General features: G+C 73.7%; 13 protein-coding genes. 6 read left to right on the top strand and 7 right to left on the bottom strand.

The window, feature by feature from the left end; translation table 11 throughout:
- Nucleotides 1-208: 208 nt before the first annotated feature.
- The gene (locus ACFYP3_RS12495; RefSeq protein ID WP_388830841.1) at nucleotides 209-1,591 is read right to left on the bottom strand and encodes a transcriptional regulator; all 1,383 of its coding nucleotides are present in this window, start codon (nucleotides 1,589-1,591) and stop codon (nucleotides 209-211) included.
- A 216-nt stretch (nucleotides 1,592-1,807) separates the two neighbouring features.
- On the opposite strand from ACFYP3_RS12495, the gene ACFYP3_RS12490 reads away from it, so the two are divergent.
- The 3 genes from ACFYP3_RS12490 to ACFYP3_RS12480 all read left to right on the top strand — a co-directional run bounded on the left by ACFYP3_RS12490 (nucleotide 1,808) and on the right by ACFYP3_RS12480 (nucleotide 5,137).
- On the top strand, nucleotides 1,808-2,494 hold the full coding sequence (locus tag ACFYP3_RS12490; protein ID WP_388830839.1) for a bifunctional DNA primase/polymerase: 687 nt from the start codon (nucleotides 1,808-1,810) through the stop codon (nucleotides 2,492-2,494).
- A 109-nt stretch (nucleotides 2,495-2,603) separates the two neighbouring features.
- Nucleotides 2,604-3,446 carry an ABC transporter ATP-binding protein gene (locus tag ACFYP3_RS12485; protein ID WP_388830837.1) on the top strand — a complete coding sequence of 281 codons (843 nt, stop codon included), beginning with the start codon at nucleotides 2,604-2,606 and terminating at the stop codon, nucleotides 3,444-3,446.
- Nucleotides 3,443-5,137, top strand: coding sequence for a transporter (locus tag ACFYP3_RS12480; RefSeq protein WP_388830835.1), 1,695 nt, complete (start codon nucleotides 3,443-3,445; stop codon nucleotides 5,135-5,137). The genes ACFYP3_RS12485 and ACFYP3_RS12480 overlap by 4 nt, the downstream gene beginning before the upstream one ends.
- A 122-nt stretch (nucleotides 5,138-5,259) precedes the next feature.
- Here ACFYP3_RS12480 and ACFYP3_RS12475 read toward each other — a convergent pair whose 3' ends face one another.
- Both ACFYP3_RS12475 and ACFYP3_RS12470 read right to left on the bottom strand, forming a co-directional pair.
- Nucleotides 5,260-6,135, bottom strand: a complete 876-nt coding sequence (locus tag ACFYP3_RS12475; RefSeq protein WP_388830833.1) for an alpha/beta fold hydrolase — start codon at nucleotides 6,133-6,135, stop codon at nucleotides 5,260-5,262.
- A 357-nt stretch (nucleotides 6,136-6,492) separates the two neighbouring features.
- Nucleotides 6,493-7,185, bottom strand: coding sequence for a metal-dependent transcriptional regulator (locus ACFYP3_RS12470; protein WP_388830832.1), 693 nt, complete (start codon nucleotides 7,183-7,185; stop codon nucleotides 6,493-6,495).
- A gap of 191 nt (nucleotides 7,186-7,376) precedes the next feature.
- Between ACFYP3_RS12470 and ACFYP3_RS12465 the strand changes: the two genes are divergently transcribed.
- Both ACFYP3_RS12465 and ACFYP3_RS12460 read left to right on the top strand, forming a co-directional pair.
- Nucleotides 7,377-8,132: an SIS domain-containing protein gene (locus tag ACFYP3_RS12465; RefSeq protein ID WP_388830831.1), complete on the top strand. Its 756-nt coding sequence runs from the start codon at nucleotides 7,377-7,379 to the stop codon at nucleotides 8,130-8,132.
- An 86-nt stretch (nucleotides 8,133-8,218) separates the two neighbouring features.
- Nucleotides 8,219-9,532 (top strand): serine hydrolase domain-containing protein, encoded by a 1,314-nt coding sequence (locus ACFYP3_RS12460; protein WP_388830830.1) that lies wholly within the window; start codon nucleotides 8,219-8,221, stop codon nucleotides 9,530-9,532.
- Here the strand turns inward: ACFYP3_RS12460 and ACFYP3_RS12455 are convergent.
- On the bottom strand, nucleotides 9,529-10,785 hold the full coding sequence (locus ACFYP3_RS12455) for a PAS domain-containing protein (RefSeq protein WP_388831127.1): 1,257 nt from the start codon (nucleotides 10,783-10,785) through the stop codon (nucleotides 9,529-9,531). The genes ACFYP3_RS12460 and ACFYP3_RS12455 overlap by 4 nt on opposite strands.
- Nucleotides 10,786-11,292: 507 nt before the next feature.
- Nucleotides 11,293-11,955 carry a pyridoxamine 5'-phosphate oxidase gene (gene pdxH, locus ACFYP3_RS12450; protein ID WP_388830828.1) on the bottom strand — a complete coding sequence of 221 codons (663 nt, stop codon included), beginning with the start codon at nucleotides 11,953-11,955 and terminating at the stop codon, nucleotides 11,293-11,295.
- A 200-nt stretch (nucleotides 11,956-12,155) separates the two neighbouring features.
- Here pdxH and ACFYP3_RS12445 point away from each other — a divergent pair, with 200 nt between their 5' ends.
- Complete coding sequence (locus tag ACFYP3_RS12445) at nucleotides 12,156-13,262, top strand: citrate synthase 2 (RefSeq protein ID WP_388830826.1); 1,107 nt, start codon at nucleotides 12,156-12,158, stop codon at nucleotides 13,260-13,262.
- Nucleotides 13,263-13,366: 104 nt separating this feature from the next.
- Here the strand turns inward: ACFYP3_RS12445 and ACFYP3_RS12440 are convergent, their stop codons facing one another.
- The gene (locus ACFYP3_RS12440; protein ID WP_388830824.1) at nucleotides 13,367-13,963 is read right to left on the bottom strand and encodes a TetR/AcrR family transcriptional regulator; all 597 of its coding nucleotides are present in this window, start codon (nucleotides 13,961-13,963) and stop codon (nucleotides 13,367-13,369) included.
- On the bottom strand, nucleotides 13,951-14,688 hold the full coding sequence (locus ACFYP3_RS12435) for an enoyl-CoA hydratase family protein (RefSeq protein ID WP_388830822.1): 738 nt from the start codon (nucleotides 14,686-14,688) through the stop codon (nucleotides 13,951-13,953). Before ACFYP3_RS12435 ends, ACFYP3_RS12440 begins: the two co-directional genes overlap by 13 nt.
- Between the last annotated feature and the right edge of the window lie 385 nt (nucleotides 14,689-15,073).

Here is a 15,073-nt window from a genome sequence, read left to right as displayed (position 1 = left end):
ACACCCAGCCCCGCCGGCGTCCGAGGCGCGGGGTCCGGGGCGGAGCCCGCACATCCAGCCCCGCCGGCGTTTGAGGCGGGGGACCCGGAGCGGAGCCCGCACCACATCCAGCCCCGCCGGCGTTTGAGGCGCGGGGTCCGGGGCGGAGCCCCGATCCGTGACCGGGTGCGGCCCGGGGCGGGGCCGAAGGGGCGGCGGCGCCGGAGCGTCAGGCGACCCTGGCTTCGAGGCGCGCCCCGAACTCCCGTACCGCCGCCTCCTCCCGGTACGGCTCCAGCCGCGTCCGGAAGTCCTCCAGGTACTCCGTCCCCCGGTTCGACCGCAACCCCTCCAGCAGTTCCGCCGCCTTCGTCGCGGTCTGGCAGGCCTGTTCCACCTCGCGCTGCTGGACCTGCGCCGCGGCCAGCAGCAGCAGTCCGATGGCCCGGCGCCGCGCCTTGCCCGCCGGCAGGCCCCGCAGCGCCTCCTCCGCCCGCTTGCCCGCCGCGTCGGCCTGGCCCAGGTCCCGGTGGCAGTGCGCCAGCTCGTCCGCGAGGTACGCCTCGTCGAAGTGGCGGATCCACACCGGGTCGTCGCCCGACTCCGGTTCCGCCCGCTCCAGCGCGCTGACCGCCCGCGCCGACAGCACCGCCGTGGCCCGGGTGTCCCCCAGCAGGGCGTGCCCGCGCGCCTCGGCGGCGTAGAACATGGCTTCGACGCGCGGGGTGACCTGCCCCCGCGTGCCCTCCTGGGCGGCCCGCGCCAGCTGCGCGATCTCCCGCGGGTTGCCCAGTTCGGCGGCGAGGTGGCTCATGGACGCGGCCAGCACGTACCCGCCGTACGCCCGGTCGCCGGCCGCCTGGGCCAGCCGTAGCGCCTGGATGTAGTACCGCTGCGCCAGGCCCGGCTGGCCGGTGTCCACCGCCATGTAGCCCGCCAGCTCGGTCAGCCGGGCGACGGCGGCGAACAGCGACCGTCCCACCGGCTCCCGGTAGGAGCCGCCGATCAGCCCGGACACCACCGAGTTGAGGTAGTGCACGACCACCGGCCGGACGTGCCCGCTGCCGAAGCGGTGGTCGAGGTCCTTGAGCGCCTCGGTGGTGGCCCGTACCGCCTCGACGTCCGGCATGCCGACGCGCGAACCCCCGCTGCGGGCCACCTGGGTGTCGGCCCCGGTGATCAGCCAGTCGCGGCTCGGCTCGACGAGCGCGGACGCCGCCACGCTCGAACCCACCAGGAAGTCGCGGCGGCCGACGTCGCTGCGCCACAGCTCGCAGACCTGCTCGATCGCTCCGACGACGGTCGGCGAGAACTGCAGGCCGACGCCCGAGGCGAGGTTCTTGCCGTTGGCCATGCCGATCTCGTCGATGGTGACGGTCCGGCCGAGTTTGCGCCCGATCGCCTCGGCGATGATTCCGGGTGCCCGCCCGCGCGGCTGCTGGCCGCGCAGCCAGCGGGCCACGGAGGTCTTGTCGTAGCGGAGATCGAGGCCGTGCTCCGCCCCGCACATGTTCACGCGCCGGGCGAGCCCGGCATTGGAGCACCCGGCTTCCTGGATGAGCGCCTGCAGCCGTTCGTTCGGCTGGCGGGCGACGAGAGGCCTGGCTGCCATGAAAACCCCCTGCTGACCGCGGGTGATCCGTTGGAATGATCACTTCCCGCCTGATGTGCGGAGAATCTTCCGCTCTGCGTCGTGTCGCTACCCAACTCCAGCGCCCCGGCCTCCTACGCGCCCCCACGCGTGCATCAGTGCGCCCCGTATGCAGGATCGATGCTCCGTCCACCCGCTGGTTTACGCCCGTAACCCCGGGTGACCCGGGGAGTTGTGATGGGCGTGGAAGAGACCATCGGAGTCACCGAGACCGCACCCATCCCCAAGCAGCGCGGCGAACTGCTGCTGGACCACGCCGTGCGGTACGCGGAAGAACGGCACTGGGACGTCTTCGCCGGCACCTGGCTGGAGCCCGGCGACGGCCGGGAGCTGTGCTCCTGCGGAGCGGCGGACTGCCCCGCGCCCGGCGCACACCCCGCGGTGAAGGACTGGGCGGCCCAGGCCACGGGCAGCGCGGTCCAGGTCCGGCGGGTCTGGGCGAAGCACCCGGAGGCCTCGATCCTGCTGCCGACGGGCCGCACGTTCGACGCGCTGGACGTACCGGAGTCGGCCGGCTTCCTGGCGCTCGCGCGGCTGGAGCGGATGCAGCGCACGCTCGGGCCGGTCACCTTGACGCCCGACCACCGGATGCTGTTCTTCGTCCTGCCGGGCGCCGGCGTCAAGGTCGGCGATCTCGTACGGAAGCTGGGCTGGTCGCCGACCGGCATCGACCTGGTGGCGCGCGGCGAGGGCGAGTACGTGGCCGCGCCGCCCACCCGTTTCGGCGGCCGCGGCGCGGTCCAGTGGGCCCGGCGGCCCACTCCGGCGAACCGGTGGCTGCCGGACACGGAGGAGCTGATCGACGCGCTGGCGTACGCGTGCGGGAGCGAGGCGGCGGCGGACCGCAAGCGCCGCCAGGCCTGACGTGAAGTTCATGATCGGAAAGTCATGACATAAGTAACTGCTCGGGCCTCTCCCCCTCCTCCTATGGTGAGGAAGGAACGACCAACGGGGACGCAAGAGAGGCAGGCGCATGCCGGACCAGGGCGATGCGACGGGTGGGACGTACGGGCCGGGTGGCGCGAAACCCGCGCCCTCCGCCGTGCGGGTGGAAGGTCTGTGGAAGCGCTTCGGCGAGCAGGTGGCCGTGGCCGGGATCGATCTGGAGCTGCCCGCGGGCCGGTTCATCGGTCTGGTGGGCCCGAACGGCGCGGGCAAGACGACCACGCTGTCGATGGTGACCGGGCTGCTGCGCCCGGACATGGGGCGGGTGCTCGTCGCGGGGCGGGACGTGTGGGCGGACCCGACCGAGGTGAAGGCACGGATCGGGGTGCTGCCCGAGGGGCTGCGGCTCTTCGAGCGGCTGTCGGGCCGCGAACTGCTCGGCTACATGGGCCGCATGCGCGGGCTGCCGGGCGAGGAGACCGACAAGCGGGCGACGCAGCTGCTGGACGTCCTCGACCTCGCGGGCTCGCAGCACAAGCTGGTCGTGGACTACTCGACGGGCATGCGCAAGAAGATCGGCCTGGCGGCCGCACTGCTGCACAACCCCGAAGTGCTCTTCCTGGACGAGCCGTTCGAGGGCGTCGACCCGGTGTCGGCGCAGACCATCCGCAGGGTGCTGGAACGTTACACCGCGTCCGGTGCCACCGTCGTCTTCTCCTCCCACGTGATGGAGCTCGTCGAGTCGCTGTGCGACTGGGTGGCCGTGATGGCCGCCGGCCGGATCCGCGCCGCGGGCCCGCTGGCCGACGTACGGGGCTCCGCGCCCTCCCTCCAGGCCGCCTTCCTCGAACTGGTCGGCGCACACGGGCGCGACGCGGCCGGGGACGCGCTGGAATGGCTCGGCGGCGGCTCCGGGACGGTCACGCGATGACCTCGCCCGCCACTCCGGCCGCCCCCGACACCCCCGCCACGGGTGTCACGAGTGCCCGTGCCGGCGCTGTCGCCCCGGCGGCCGCGTCCGCCACCTCCGTCGCGGCGGTCCCGCTGACCCCGCTCTTCGTCCGCCTCAAGCTGTCGCTGCTGCGCAACGGCCTGAAGGGCTCCTCCAAGCGCAAGGCCGCCTACTTCTCGACGCTCGCCTTCGCCCTGCTCGTCGGCTTCTTCCTGACGCTCGGCCTGGCCCTGCTGCGCGGGAACGCCCACGCGGGCACGGTCGTCGTCCTCCTGGCCGCGATCCTGGCGGTCGCCTGGGCGTTCATGCCGCTGTTCTTCCCCACCGGGGACGAGACGCTCGACCCCAGCCGGCTCGTCATGCTGCCGCTGCGCCCGCGTCCCCTCGTACGGGCCCTGTTCGCGTCGTCGCTGGTCGGCATCGGGCCGCTGTTCACGCTGTGCCTCGCGGCCGGCTCGGTGATCGCCGTCGCGCGCGGCGCCGCCGCAGCCGTGGCCGCGGTGGTGGCCGCGCCGCTCCTGCTGCTCGGCTGCGTGGCCCTCGCACGGGCCGTGGCCACGGCCAACGTCCGGCTGCTGACCAGCCGCAAGGGGCGCGACCTGGCCCTGCTCAGCGGCCTGCTGATCGCGGTGGGCGGCCAGCTGGTCAACTTCGGCAGCCAGCGCCTGTTCCAGGCGGGCGGCCTGTCGACGCTGGAGCCCGTCGAGGCGGTGGTGCGGTGGCTGCCGCCGGCGACCGCCGTCGGCATGGTGGACTCGGTGAGCGGGGGCGCGTACGGGGTGGCCGCCGCCCAACTGGCCCTGACCCTGGCCGCCCTGGTCGGCCTGCTGTGGTTCTGGGAGCGGAGCCTGACCCGGCTGATGGTCACGCCGGACGGCTCGACCATCGCCGCCGCCCGGCCGACGAAGGAGCGGGGTGCGGGCGGCCTCTGGTCGCTGCTGCCCGCCGGCCGGACCGGCGCGGCCGTGCAGCGCAGCCTGCGCTACGTCGTCCGCGACCCGAAGACCAAGGCCGCCTGGGTGACGGCGCTGGCGATCGGCCTGATCGTCCCGGTCTTCAACGCCCTCCAGGGCACCGGGTCCGTCTACCTCGCCACCTTCGGCGCGGGCATGCTGGGCATGCAGATGTACAACCAGTTCGGGCAGGACACCTCGGCGTTCTGGATGGTCGCGCAGACCATCTGCGGCCCGCGCGACGCGTACGTGGAACTGCGCGCCCGCGCCGCCGCGCTCGCCCTCGTCACAGTCCCGTACACGATCCTCGTCACCGTGGTGACGGCCGCGCTGACCGGCGACTGGAGCGCCCTTCCGGCGGCCACGGGCCTGGCCCTGGCCCTGCTCGGGTCGATGCTCTGCGCGGGGGCGCTGGCCTCGGCCCGCTTCCCGTACTCCATCCCGTCGGACGGCGCGTTCAAGAACGTCGTCCCGGGCCAGGCCGGGCTCGCCTGGGCGGGCATCTTCGGCGGGCTGCTCGTCTCGGCGGTGATCTGCGCCCCGGTGATCGCCCTGACGATCTGGCTCCACGTGGCCGGGCACCAGGACGCCTCCTGGATCGTGCTCCCCCTGGGCGTGGTCTGGGGGGCGCTGGCCACCTGGGCGGGCCTGCGGCTGGCGGCCCCGACGGTGGCGCGCAAGCTGCCGGAGATCCTGTGGGCGGTCAGCAAGGGCTGACCTCCGGCGAACGGGCCGGTCCCCGCTCCCCTCTCGGGAGCGGAGACCGGGCGGAGACGGTTCACCCGGTGGGGCGTCGCCGCCCTGACGCCGTCCCCGGCCGGCACGGCCTGCCGGTGCCGTCAGGAGGCCTCGGCCTTGATCCCGTCCAGGAAGGGCTCCAGGGCCGCGCGCCAGGCCGTCGGCTGGTCGTAGTGGAGGTAGTGGCCGGCGTCGGGGATCTCCGCGTACTGCCCGGACGGGAGGACGCGGACCATCTCCTGGGCCTCGGCCCGGCCCAGCTCGCCGTCCAGGCCGCGCACCACCAGCGTCGGGCAGCGGACCTTGGCCAGCTCCTCCCAGTGGGCGTCGTGGACCCAGGTCTCGCGGGCCGTCAGCATCTCGCGGCGGGAGAAGAGCGGGCGCCAGCCGTCCGGTGCCTCGTGCATGACCTCGGCGAAGAAGGCACCGCGGCCGGGGTCGGGGCGCTCGACCCGGGGGTCGTCCTCGCCGAACCAGCGGCGGGCGGCGTCCTGGGTGGGGAAGGGCAGGGGCCAGCGGTGGAACCATTCCTCCCATTCCTGCTGGGAGGCGGCGCCGAGGGCGGAGGCGCGCATGTCGCAGATGACCAGGGCTTCGACCAGGTCCGGGCGGCGGGCCGCGAGCTGCCAGGCGGTGAGGGCGCCCATGGAGTGGCCGATCAGGGTGACGGGGGCGAGGCCGAGCTGCTCGACGGCGGCCTCGGCGTCGGCCACGAACGCCTCGCGCCCGAAGGAGGTGGGGACGTCGGGGCCGCCGGGCGGCCGGCCGCTCTGGCCGTGTCCCCGCTGGTCCAGGGCCACCACGCGGCGGGTCTCGCGGAGCCAGCGGGCGGTGCCGGACCAGTGGAAGGCGCGGCCCATCAGACCGTGCAGTAAGAGCACCCCGGGGCGGGGGTCGGCCTCGGCGGCCGTTTCGCGGAACTCCCAGGCGGCCAGGCGGACGCCTCCGGCCCCTGTCACATCGACGCGCTGTACCACCGCAGATGCACCCCCTTCACTCACCGCCAGACTATCGAACCCACATTCGAAAACAGGGTTCTCGCCTACAACACCGCTCTTTCGAGTGACCTTGCTCAAGGATTGGCCGCCGCTGCCGATGGAGATCCTTTCAACAGGGAGGCGGGCCGCTCGGGGAAGACGGTCCGAAGGGGAGACCTTGAGAGCTCGGGGCTCCGGGTCACAAGGGGAGGACCGGTCCCGGTGCCGCAAGGCGCCGGGACCGCCCACTTCCCACCAGTCCAACGAATCGAGCCGACGCCGGCAACGAATCGACACCGGCGGGCATGACCGCCCGCGTCGAAGTCGAGGTCGCGGAAGCCGTGCGGGGCGTCGAGGTCAGCGCTTCGCCACGAAGACGTGGGAAGCGACGTCCGCGTCCAGCTCGGCGGCCTCGCCACCGCTGCCGACCAGCACCCCGCCCGGGGACTCCGTCACGCTCACCACCGAGCCGGGCTGTACGCCCGCCCGCCGCAGCGTGTACATCAGCTGGGCGTCCGTCTGGATCGGCTCACCGATCCGGCGCACGACCACGGTCTTGCCCTCCGCGCCCGGGTCGAGCTCGGACAGGCTGACCATGCCGTCCTCCAGGAACGGGTCCGCCTCGGCCTTCTCGCCCAGCTCCTCCAGCCCCGGGATCGGGTTCCCGTACGGCGACTCGGTCGGGTGGCGCAGCAGCTCCAGCACCCGCCGCTCCACCGCCTCGCTCATCACGTGCTCCCAGCGGCAGGCCTCGGCGTGCACCTGCTCCCACTCCAGGCCGATGACGTCGACGAGCAGGCACTCCGCGAGCCGGTGCTTGCGCATCACGCGCGTCGCCAGCCGCCGCCCCTCCTCGGTCAGCTCCAGGTGCCGGTCGCTGGCGACGGCCACCAGGCCGTCCCGCTCCATCCGTGCCACCGTCTGGCTCACCGTCGGGCCGCTCTGATCCAGCCGTTCGGCGATACGGGCGCGCATGGGGACCACACCTTCCTCCTCCAGCTCAAGGATGGTGCGGAGATACATCTCCGTGGTATCGATCAGTCCGGACATTCGTGCCCCTCGGATTGCGTGCGCTGGCCCTGCCCCCAATTCTGACGCATCGGGCCGACAACCGTCCCGTGCCGAGGGTCAAGACCGGTCCCGGACATCTCGTGGCGCCCGTATTGACACGCCCTTGGTCCAGACCGCACGGTGAGCGGCGGACACGGACGCACCCCCACCTCCGGAAGGGCCATCGTCGTATGAGCGAGAGCAAGCTGGCCGGTCAGTTCTTCGACGCCGCCATCGGTCTGCTGGAGCGGGTGCGGGACGAGGAGGCCCCGCACATCGCGGAGGCCGGCTCCCTCGTCGCCGACGCCGTCGCCGGCGGCAACCGGCTCTTCGCGTTCGGGGCCGGGCACTCCTCGCTGCCCGCCCAGGACGTGGTCTACCGGGCCGGCGGCATGGCCCTGATGAACTTCCTCGCCGTCCCCGGCACCGTCGGCATCGACGTCATGCCCGCGACCCTGGGCAGCGCCCTGGAACGGGTCGACGGCCTCGCCGGCGCCGTCCTCGACAGCAGCCCCGCCTGCGCCGGCGACGTCCTCGTGATCATCTCCCTCTCCGGGCGCAACGCCCTGCCGGTGGAGATGGCCATGAACGCCCGCGCCATCGGCCTCAAGGTCATCGGCGTGACCTCGGTGGCGTACGCCACCGAGACCAAGTCGCGGCACGTCTCCGGCGGCTTCCTCAAGGACCACTGCGACGTCGTCCTCGACAGCAAGATCGCGGTCGGGGACGCCGAGCTGAGCATCGACGGCATCGAGGCGCCCTTCGCCCCCGCCTCCACCGTCGTGACCAGCGCGATCATGCAGGCGGTCATGGCGGCGGCGGCCGGCGAGCTCGCCGCCCGCGGGGTGGAGCCCCCGTTGCTGCGCTCGGGCAACGTCGACGGCGGCCACGAGTGGAACGGCCGCGTGATGCGGGAGTACGGCGACCGGATCTTCTTCCGGCACTGACCGGGCGGTCGCCCCACCGGCAGCCCCTTCCTACGATGGACGGGTACGGCAACTCGGGGCCCCGCGCAGTTCAGAGGTGACCGGGCATGTCCGCCACTCCCGCCCCGACCCCAGAATCCTCCGCACCGCACGTCCGGCATGTCCCGCACGCCGCGCGCCGGGCCCTGCGGGCCGGCGCCGCGGCCCTCCTCCTCTTCGTGGCGGGCGTGGGCGCCGCCCCGCACGCCGGGGCGGCGCTCGCCCCCGCCGGCCTGAGCCCGGGCCTCGTGAGCCGCGACCTCGACCCGGCCACCGTCGCCCGGCTCGACGCCGCCATCACCGCGGCGATGAAGAAGGGCGGCATCCCGGGCGTGACCGTCGGCCTGTGGATGCCCGGGCGCGGGGACTACGTGAAGTCCTTCGGCCTCGCGGACACGGCCTCCGGGGCGCCCATGAAGACCGACCTCCACACCCGCATCGGCAGCGTGACCAAGACCTTCACCGTCACCGCCCTCCTCCAGCTCGTCGACCAGGGCCGCGTCAGGCTCGACGCCCCCGTCTCGACGTACCTGGACGGGGTCCCCGGTGGCGAGAAGATCACCCTCCGCCAGCTCGCCGCCATGCGCAGCGGCCTGTACGACTACACCAGCGACCCGAAGTTCCTCGACTCCCTGCGCGCCGACCCGCACCGCTCCTTCACCCCGCGCCAGCTCCTCGACTACGCCTTCGCCCACCCGGCGAACTTCGCCCCGGGCGCGAAGTGGGAGTACAGCAACACCAACATCGTGCTGCTCGGCCTGATCATCGAGAAGATCAGCGGGCAGCCGCTGCACACCTTCCTGCAACAGCACGTGTTCGAGCCGCTGAAGCTGACCAGCACCGCCCTGCCCACCGGCGCGGCCCTGCCCGAACCGCACGCGCAGGGCTACACCGCCTTCACCCCCGACGGCGCCGTCACCGCCGCCACCACCTGGAACCCGTCCTGGGCCTGGGCCGCCGGAGCCGTCGTCTCCGACCTCGACGACCTGCACACCTGGGCCCCGGCGCTGGCGGACGGCCGGCTGCTGACGCCCGCCACCCAGGCGCAGCGGCTGCGCACCGGACCGGTGGGCGTGCCGGGGATCTCGTACGGCCTCGGCATCGCCGACGTCAACGGCTGGCTCGGGCACAACGGCGAGCTGCCCGGCTACGAGACCATCACGGCCCAACTGCCGCAGCAGCGGGCCACGCTGGTCGTCCTGATCAACTCCGACGTCGACCGCGGCGGCTCGTACAGCACCACGATCGGCCGGGCCGTCACCGAGATCGTCACCCCGGACCACCTGTGGTCGCTGCCCTCCCCGTCACAGATCGGCGAGAACCAGAACGGGAACGGGGACGGCAACCGGAAGCAGGGGGACGGGCAGCAGGACGGGCACTAGCCCGGCAGGTGCCCTCCCGCCGCCAGGTCCAGATCGGCGGCCACCCGGGCCGCGACCTCCTCCGCGTACTCCGCGTCCGCGCGCTCGAAGGCCACCCGCGTGGGCCCGCGCACGAAGGTCAGCGCCCCCAGCGTCCGCCCCCGGCTGCGCAGCACCGTGCACAGCACGTGCGCCGCGCCCTCGGGCCACTGGCGGGCCCGCGCCCACTGCGCGTCGGCCTCGCCGCGCGGGGCGGAGGTACGCACCGAGCCGATCCGGTCCAGGGCCTGGAGGACCGGATGCCCGGCGGCGTACCGGACCGGGATCGAGCCGGGCCCCGGCAGCACCGGTGGGGACGCGGCGGACCGTACGAGCCTTCGCCGCTCGGGGTCGGCCGCGGGATCCAGTACGTCCAGCAGCGCGTGCTCGGCGAAGCCGGCCAGGGCGAAGTCCAGGCGTACGGCGGCCGCCTCGGCCGGGTCCTCGCACTCGGCGGCGGCCCGCCCCGCGCGGTGCAGCTGGTGGGACCGGAACCGCAGCTGCGCGGTGTCCAGCTGCTCCTGCCGGGCCTCGGTGACGTCCTGCAACAGCCAGCCGACGCCCAGCGGCACCGGTTCCTCCGCGAGCGGCGAGGCCAGCCGCAGGAACCCGCACCGCCAGCACCTGCGCCGCACCCCCTCGGCGGTGCGCACCGACACCCACATCTCCACCGGCGCGGGCGGCGCCCCCTCGGCGAGCACGTGCTGGAGCGCGCCTTCGAGCTCCTCCACGCCCTGGGTGAGCAGCTCCCCCAGCGGGCGTCCGAGCAGGGCGGTGCGGCCGGTCCCGAAGGCGCGCGCGGCGTGCGCGTTGACGACGGCGGGCCGCAGGTCGACGTCGACGAGGACGACGCCCCAGGAGGCGTCCTCCATCAGGGCCTCGCTCAGCGCGATGGACCGCTCCAGGTCGATCTGCGCGTGCACCTCGCTGAAGGCGCAGTACACCCCGGCGGGCTTACCGTCCGCGCCCGGCACCCCGGCCGACTGGGTCCGTACGAGGACGCGCCCGCCGTCCTTGGTGAGCAGCGCGAACTCGTGCACCTGCCGGCCGGGCACGTGCTGGGCAGCCATGAGTCTGTCCTGCACGTCGTGGGCGTCGGCGGCCCGCACCGCCCACCCCTCGAAGCCCTTGCGTCCCACGGCCTCGCCCGCGGACCAGCCCAGGATCCGCTCGGCCTCGCGGTTCCAGTGGGTGATCACGCCGTCGGAGTCGAACGCGCACAAGGCGGCGTCCATCCCGTCCAGCAGCGCGGCGAGCAGATCGTCTGCGGTCTCGTCACGTCCGGAAGCAGTCACCTGGCACCCCCAGCAGGTGTTCGCGTGTGCGGCACGTCGGATCATTCAACTGGAACGTGACGCAGCCCACACTGCTTTCCGCGGATTGGATACGGGAAATTGGCGGGTGAATAAACAGTTGTGGCTGCCGCGGCCCCTGCCTAGGCTCGGACGTACACGAGAAGGGAGGTGGTTGCCGCAATGTACGGAAACCGGACGCGTGAGGTGGCTGCGGGCTAAGCGCCCGTCGTCGCACGCACCCAGTGCGGTGCCCGGCGGGATCGCCAGGCGCCAATCCACAGCAGTCACCCGACCCGCGGGCTCGCCGGTACGTCCGGCCGGCTTCTCTCACTGCAGGAGAGAGACCCAGAGCCCGCGGGTCGCCTGCGTTGCGGCCGCTCCCGCTTTCCGGGGGCCCTTCGTGCGGGCGGGCCCGCCGGCCGAACCCTCCCGCACGGCGCCGCACGGCTACGGGCAGAGCCGCTCGACGCGCCACTCGCCCTCGTCCAGGACGTAGCGCAGCCGGTCGTGCAGGCGGTTCTCGTGGCCCTGCCAGAACTCCACCGCCTCCGGGACCACGCGCAGGCCGCCCCATTCCGGCGGGACCGGGACCTGCTCGCCCTCCGGGTAGCGGGCGTCCAGCTCGGCGTAACGGCGGTCCAGTTCCGCGCGGGAGCCGATCACGCTGGACTGCTCGCTCGCCCAGGCGCCCAGCTGGGAGCCGTGGGGGCGGGAGCGGAAGTACGCCGCCGTCTCGTCGCGGCCGATGCGGGCCGCGGTGCCGGTGACGATCACCTGGCGCGAGATGGGGTGCCAGGGGAAGAGCAGGGAGGTGTACGGGTTCTCGGCGAGCTCGCGGCCCTTGCGGGAGGCGTAGTTGGTGAAGAAGACGAAGCCGCGCCCGTCGAACTGCTTCATCAGCACCGTGCGCGAGCTGGGCCGGCCGTCGGGGGTGGCCGTCGAGACGACCATCGCGTTCGGTTCGAAGAGGTGCGAGTCGGCTGCCTGCTGGAACCACAGGGCGAACTGGTCCATCGGATGCTCGGCGAGGGTCTCCTCAAGGACGATTTCCGAGCGGTACTGCTTGCGCATCGTGGCGGGGTCAATGTCCTGATCGGTCACGCTGGCCATCCTGCCGCAGCCGGGCCGGTGGCGGTGTGCCGTATGTCACGCTTCCGCAGTCGAGGCGGAGCGGCCAAAATCTTGGGGCCGGTCCGAAGGTCCCCGCGCGGGTGACCATCGACCGTGCCGGGCATCAACGGGGATGACCGCGCCGGACCGCGAGTCACGCCGGGAGCCGCGCGTGTTCGCACTATCTGAGGAGCCGCCTGATGTCCGACTTCGTACCCGGGCTCGAAGGGGTCGTCGCGTTCGAGACCGAGATCGCCGAACCGGACAAGGAAGGCGGTTCCCTCCGCTACCGCGGGGTCGACATCGAGGACCTCGTCGGGCACGTCTCGTTCGGAAACGTCTGGGGTCTGCTGGTCGACGGTGCCTTCAACCCGGGCCTGCCCGCCGCCGAACCCTTCCCGATCCCGGTCCACTCCGGAGACATCCGCGTCGACGTGCAGTCCGCGCTCGCGATGCTCGCCCCCGTGTGGGGTCTGAAGCCGCTGCTGGACATCGACGAGCGGACCGCCCGCGACGACCTGGCGCGCGCGGCCGTGATGGCGCTGTCGTACGTCGCCCAGTCCGCCCGTGGCCAGGGCCTGCCGATGGTGCCGCAGCGGGAGATCGACAAAGCCGAGTCCGTGGTCGAGCGGTTCATGATCCGCTGGCGGGGCGAGCCGGACCCGCGGCACGTCAAGGCCGTCGACGCGTACTGGACCTCGGCCGCCGAACACGGCATGAACGCCTCCACCTTCACCGCGCGCGTCATCGCCTCCACCGGGGCCGACGTGGCGGCCGCCCTGTCCGGAGCCGTCGGGGCCATGTCCGGGCCGCTGCACGGCGGCGCGCCGTCCCGGGTGCTCGGCATGATCGAGGAGATCGAGCGCACCGGCGACGCCGTGGCGTACGTGAAGAAGGCCCTCGACAAGGGCGAGCGGCTGATGGGCTTCGGCCACCGCGTCTACCGCGCCGAGGACCCGCGCGCCCGCGTGCTGCGCCGCACCGCCAAGGAGCTCGACGCGCCGCGCTACGAGGTGGCCGCCGCGCTGGAGAAGGCCGCGCTGGAGGAACTGCACGCGCGCCGCCCCGACCGCGTGCTCGCCACCAACGTGGAGTTCTGGGCCGCGATCATGCTGGACTTCGCGGAGGTCCCGGCGCACATGTTCACCTCCATGTTCAGCTGCGCCCGTACCGCCGGCTGGTCGGCGCACATCCTGGAGCAGAAGCGCACGGGCCGCCTGGTGCGCCCGTCGGCCCGCTACACGGGCCCCGGCCGGCGCAACCCGCAGGAGATCGAGGGCTACGCGGACATCGCCGAGACCGCGTGAGCGCGTAGCCGGGCGACCGCTGGGCGCCGTACCCCGATGCCGGGGTGCGGCGCCCTGGCGTTGGTCCCCTCCCGTTGGTCCCCTGCAGTTGCCTCGGGCGGGCCTCAGGCCAGGGCGGCGTCGAGGATGCGGGACCACTGGGCCACCACGCGGGCCCGGCGGGCCGTGTCGTCGGTGAGGACGTTGGCCAGGCCCAGCCCGCGCGCCATGTCGAGGAGGCCCTGCACGGTCTCCCGCACGCCCGGCACGGACTCGTCGGCGCCCAGCAGTTCCACGGCGATGCGGTGGGTCTCGCGGCCCACCCGGGCCTCCAGCTCGGTGACCCGGGGACGCAGCTGCTCCTCGTTGGAGGCCGCGACCCACAGCTGGAGCGCGGCCCGGAAGAGGATGCCCGTGTACAGGTCCACGAGCGCCTCCACCACCGCGGGGCGGGCGGCCGGGCCTGCGTGGAAGAGGTCGCGCAGGGCCGTGGACCGTTCCTCGGCGACGTACTCGACGGCCGCGGTGAACAGGTCCTCGCGGGTCGGGAAGTGGTGCTGGGCCGCGCCCCGCGAGACACCGGCCCGTTCGGCGACGACGGCGACGGTGGAACCGGCCCAGCCGTGTTCCGCCAGACAGGAGACGGCCGCCTCCAGGAGGTGGCGGCGGGTGACGCGGCTGCGCGCCTGCTTGGGGCCGGCCGCGTTGGTCACAGGGCCCATGACGGGTCCCTGCGCTCGAAGCGGGCGGTGATGCCCTCACGGGCCTCGGCGGACGCGAAGAGCTCCCCGGACAGCTCTGTCAGACGCGCCCCGTCGCGGTGCAGGGCCTCGCGCACGGCGGCGGCGGTCAGCGCCTTGGTCGCGGCCAGGCCCTGCGGGGAGGCCTTGCGCAGGCCGGCGAGTACGGGCTCCAGCGCCTCGTCGACGTCCTCGGCGTGCAGGGTGAGCAGCCCGATCCGGGCGGCCTCGGCGGCGTCGAAGGCCTCGGCGGTGAGGAAGTAGCGGGCGGCGGCGCGGGGGTCCAGGCGCGGGAGCAGCGGCATGGAGATCACCGCGGGGGCGAGGCCGAGGTGGGTCTCGGTGAAGGCGTACGAGGACTTCGGCCCGGCGGCGGCGATGTCGCAGACGCCGAGCAGCCCGAGGCCGCCGGCCCGGACGTGGCCGGTGACCCGGGCGACCACGGGCTTGGGCAGAGCGGCGATCTCGCGGAGCAGGGCGAGGAAGTCGGCCGGGGCGCAGGGGGACTTCAGGTCGGCGCCGGAGCAGAAGGTGTTGCCGGTGTGGGTGAGGACGACGGCCCGGACCGCCGGGTCCGCGGCGGCGGCGGCGAGGGCGGCACGGGTCGCTGCCACGAGCTCCGCGGAGAGGGCGTTGCGGTTGGCCGGGGAGTCGAGCGTCAGGGTGGTGACTCCCGCCGCCGTTGTCGTGTGAACGGGTTGGACCATGTCTCCTCCGGAGGGGTGTGCGGGTGTCCGTGCGGGCCGGGATCCTCCCGGGGAGGGTATGCGGGCCGCCTGCGGCGGGGCCTCGCAGGGCCCTGCGAGGCCCGGCTCCGCCGCCCCCTGGGGCTCCGCCCCAGACCCCGCACCTCAATCGCCGGCGGGGCTGAAGAGTGCGGCGTGCCGACGGATCGGGCATCCGCCCCGGACCCGCGCCTCAAACGCCGGCGGGCTGGATTTGGCCGCGTCAGCCCTGCGAGCGGGGCGCGATTTCAGCCCCTCCGGCGTTTGAGGAGCGGGGTTCGGGGCGGAGCCCCGATCCCCCAGCCCCGCCGGCGATTGAGGCGCGGGGTGTGGGGCGGAGCCCCGGTTTCGGCGGCTCGCCGCACCT

The organism is Streptomyces sp. NPDC005533 (genome assembly GCF_042871845.1).
In the GTDB taxonomy this organism is placed as follows: domain Bacteria; phylum Actinomycetota; class Actinomycetes; order Streptomycetales; family Streptomycetaceae; genus Streptomyces.
This window is presented reverse-complemented; position numbering and strand designations above follow the sequence as displayed.

Coding starts and splice junctions, on each gene's coding strand:
- ACFYP3_RS12495 (WP_388830841.1), bottom strand. CDS start 1,591: ATGGCAGCCAGGCCTCTCGTCGCCCGCCAGCCGAACGAACGGCTGCAG.
- ACFYP3_RS12490 (WP_388830839.1), top strand. CDS start 1,808: ATGGGCGTGGAAGAGACCATCGGAGTCACCGAGACCGCACCCATCCCC.
- ACFYP3_RS12485 (WP_388830837.1), top strand. CDS start 2,604: ATGCCGGACCAGGGCGATGCGACGGGTGGGACGTACGGGCCGGGTGGC.
- ACFYP3_RS12480 (WP_388830835.1), top strand. CDS start 3,443: ATGACCTCGCCCGCCACTCCGGCCGCCCCCGACACCCCCGCCACGGGT.
- ACFYP3_RS12470 (WP_388830832.1), bottom strand. CDS start 7,185: ATGTCCGGACTGATCGATACCACGGAGATGTATCTCCGCACCATCCTT.
- ACFYP3_RS12465 (WP_388830831.1), top strand. CDS start 7,377: ATGAGCGAGAGCAAGCTGGCCGGTCAGTTCTTCGACGCCGCCATCGGT.
- ACFYP3_RS12460 (WP_388830830.1), top strand. CDS start 8,219: ATGTCCGCCACTCCCGCCCCGACCCCAGAATCCTCCGCACCGCACGTC.
- ACFYP3_RS12455 (WP_388831127.1), bottom strand. CDS start 10,785: ATGGACGCCGCCTTGTGCGCGTTCGACTCCGACGGCGTGATCACCCAC.
- pdxH (WP_388830828.1), bottom strand. CDS start 11,955: ATGGCCAGCGTGACCGATCAGGACATTGACCCCGCCACGATGCGCAAG.
- ACFYP3_RS12445 (WP_388830826.1), top strand. CDS start 12,156: ATGTCCGACTTCGTACCCGGGCTCGAAGGGGTCGTCGCGTTCGAGACC.
- ACFYP3_RS12440 (WP_388830824.1), bottom strand. CDS start 13,963: ATGGGCCCTGTGACCAACGCGGCCGGCCCCAAGCAGGCGCGCAGCCGC.
- ACFYP3_RS12435 (WP_388830822.1), bottom strand. CDS start 14,688: ATGGTCCAACCCGTTCACACGACAACGGCGGCGGGAGTCACCACCCTG.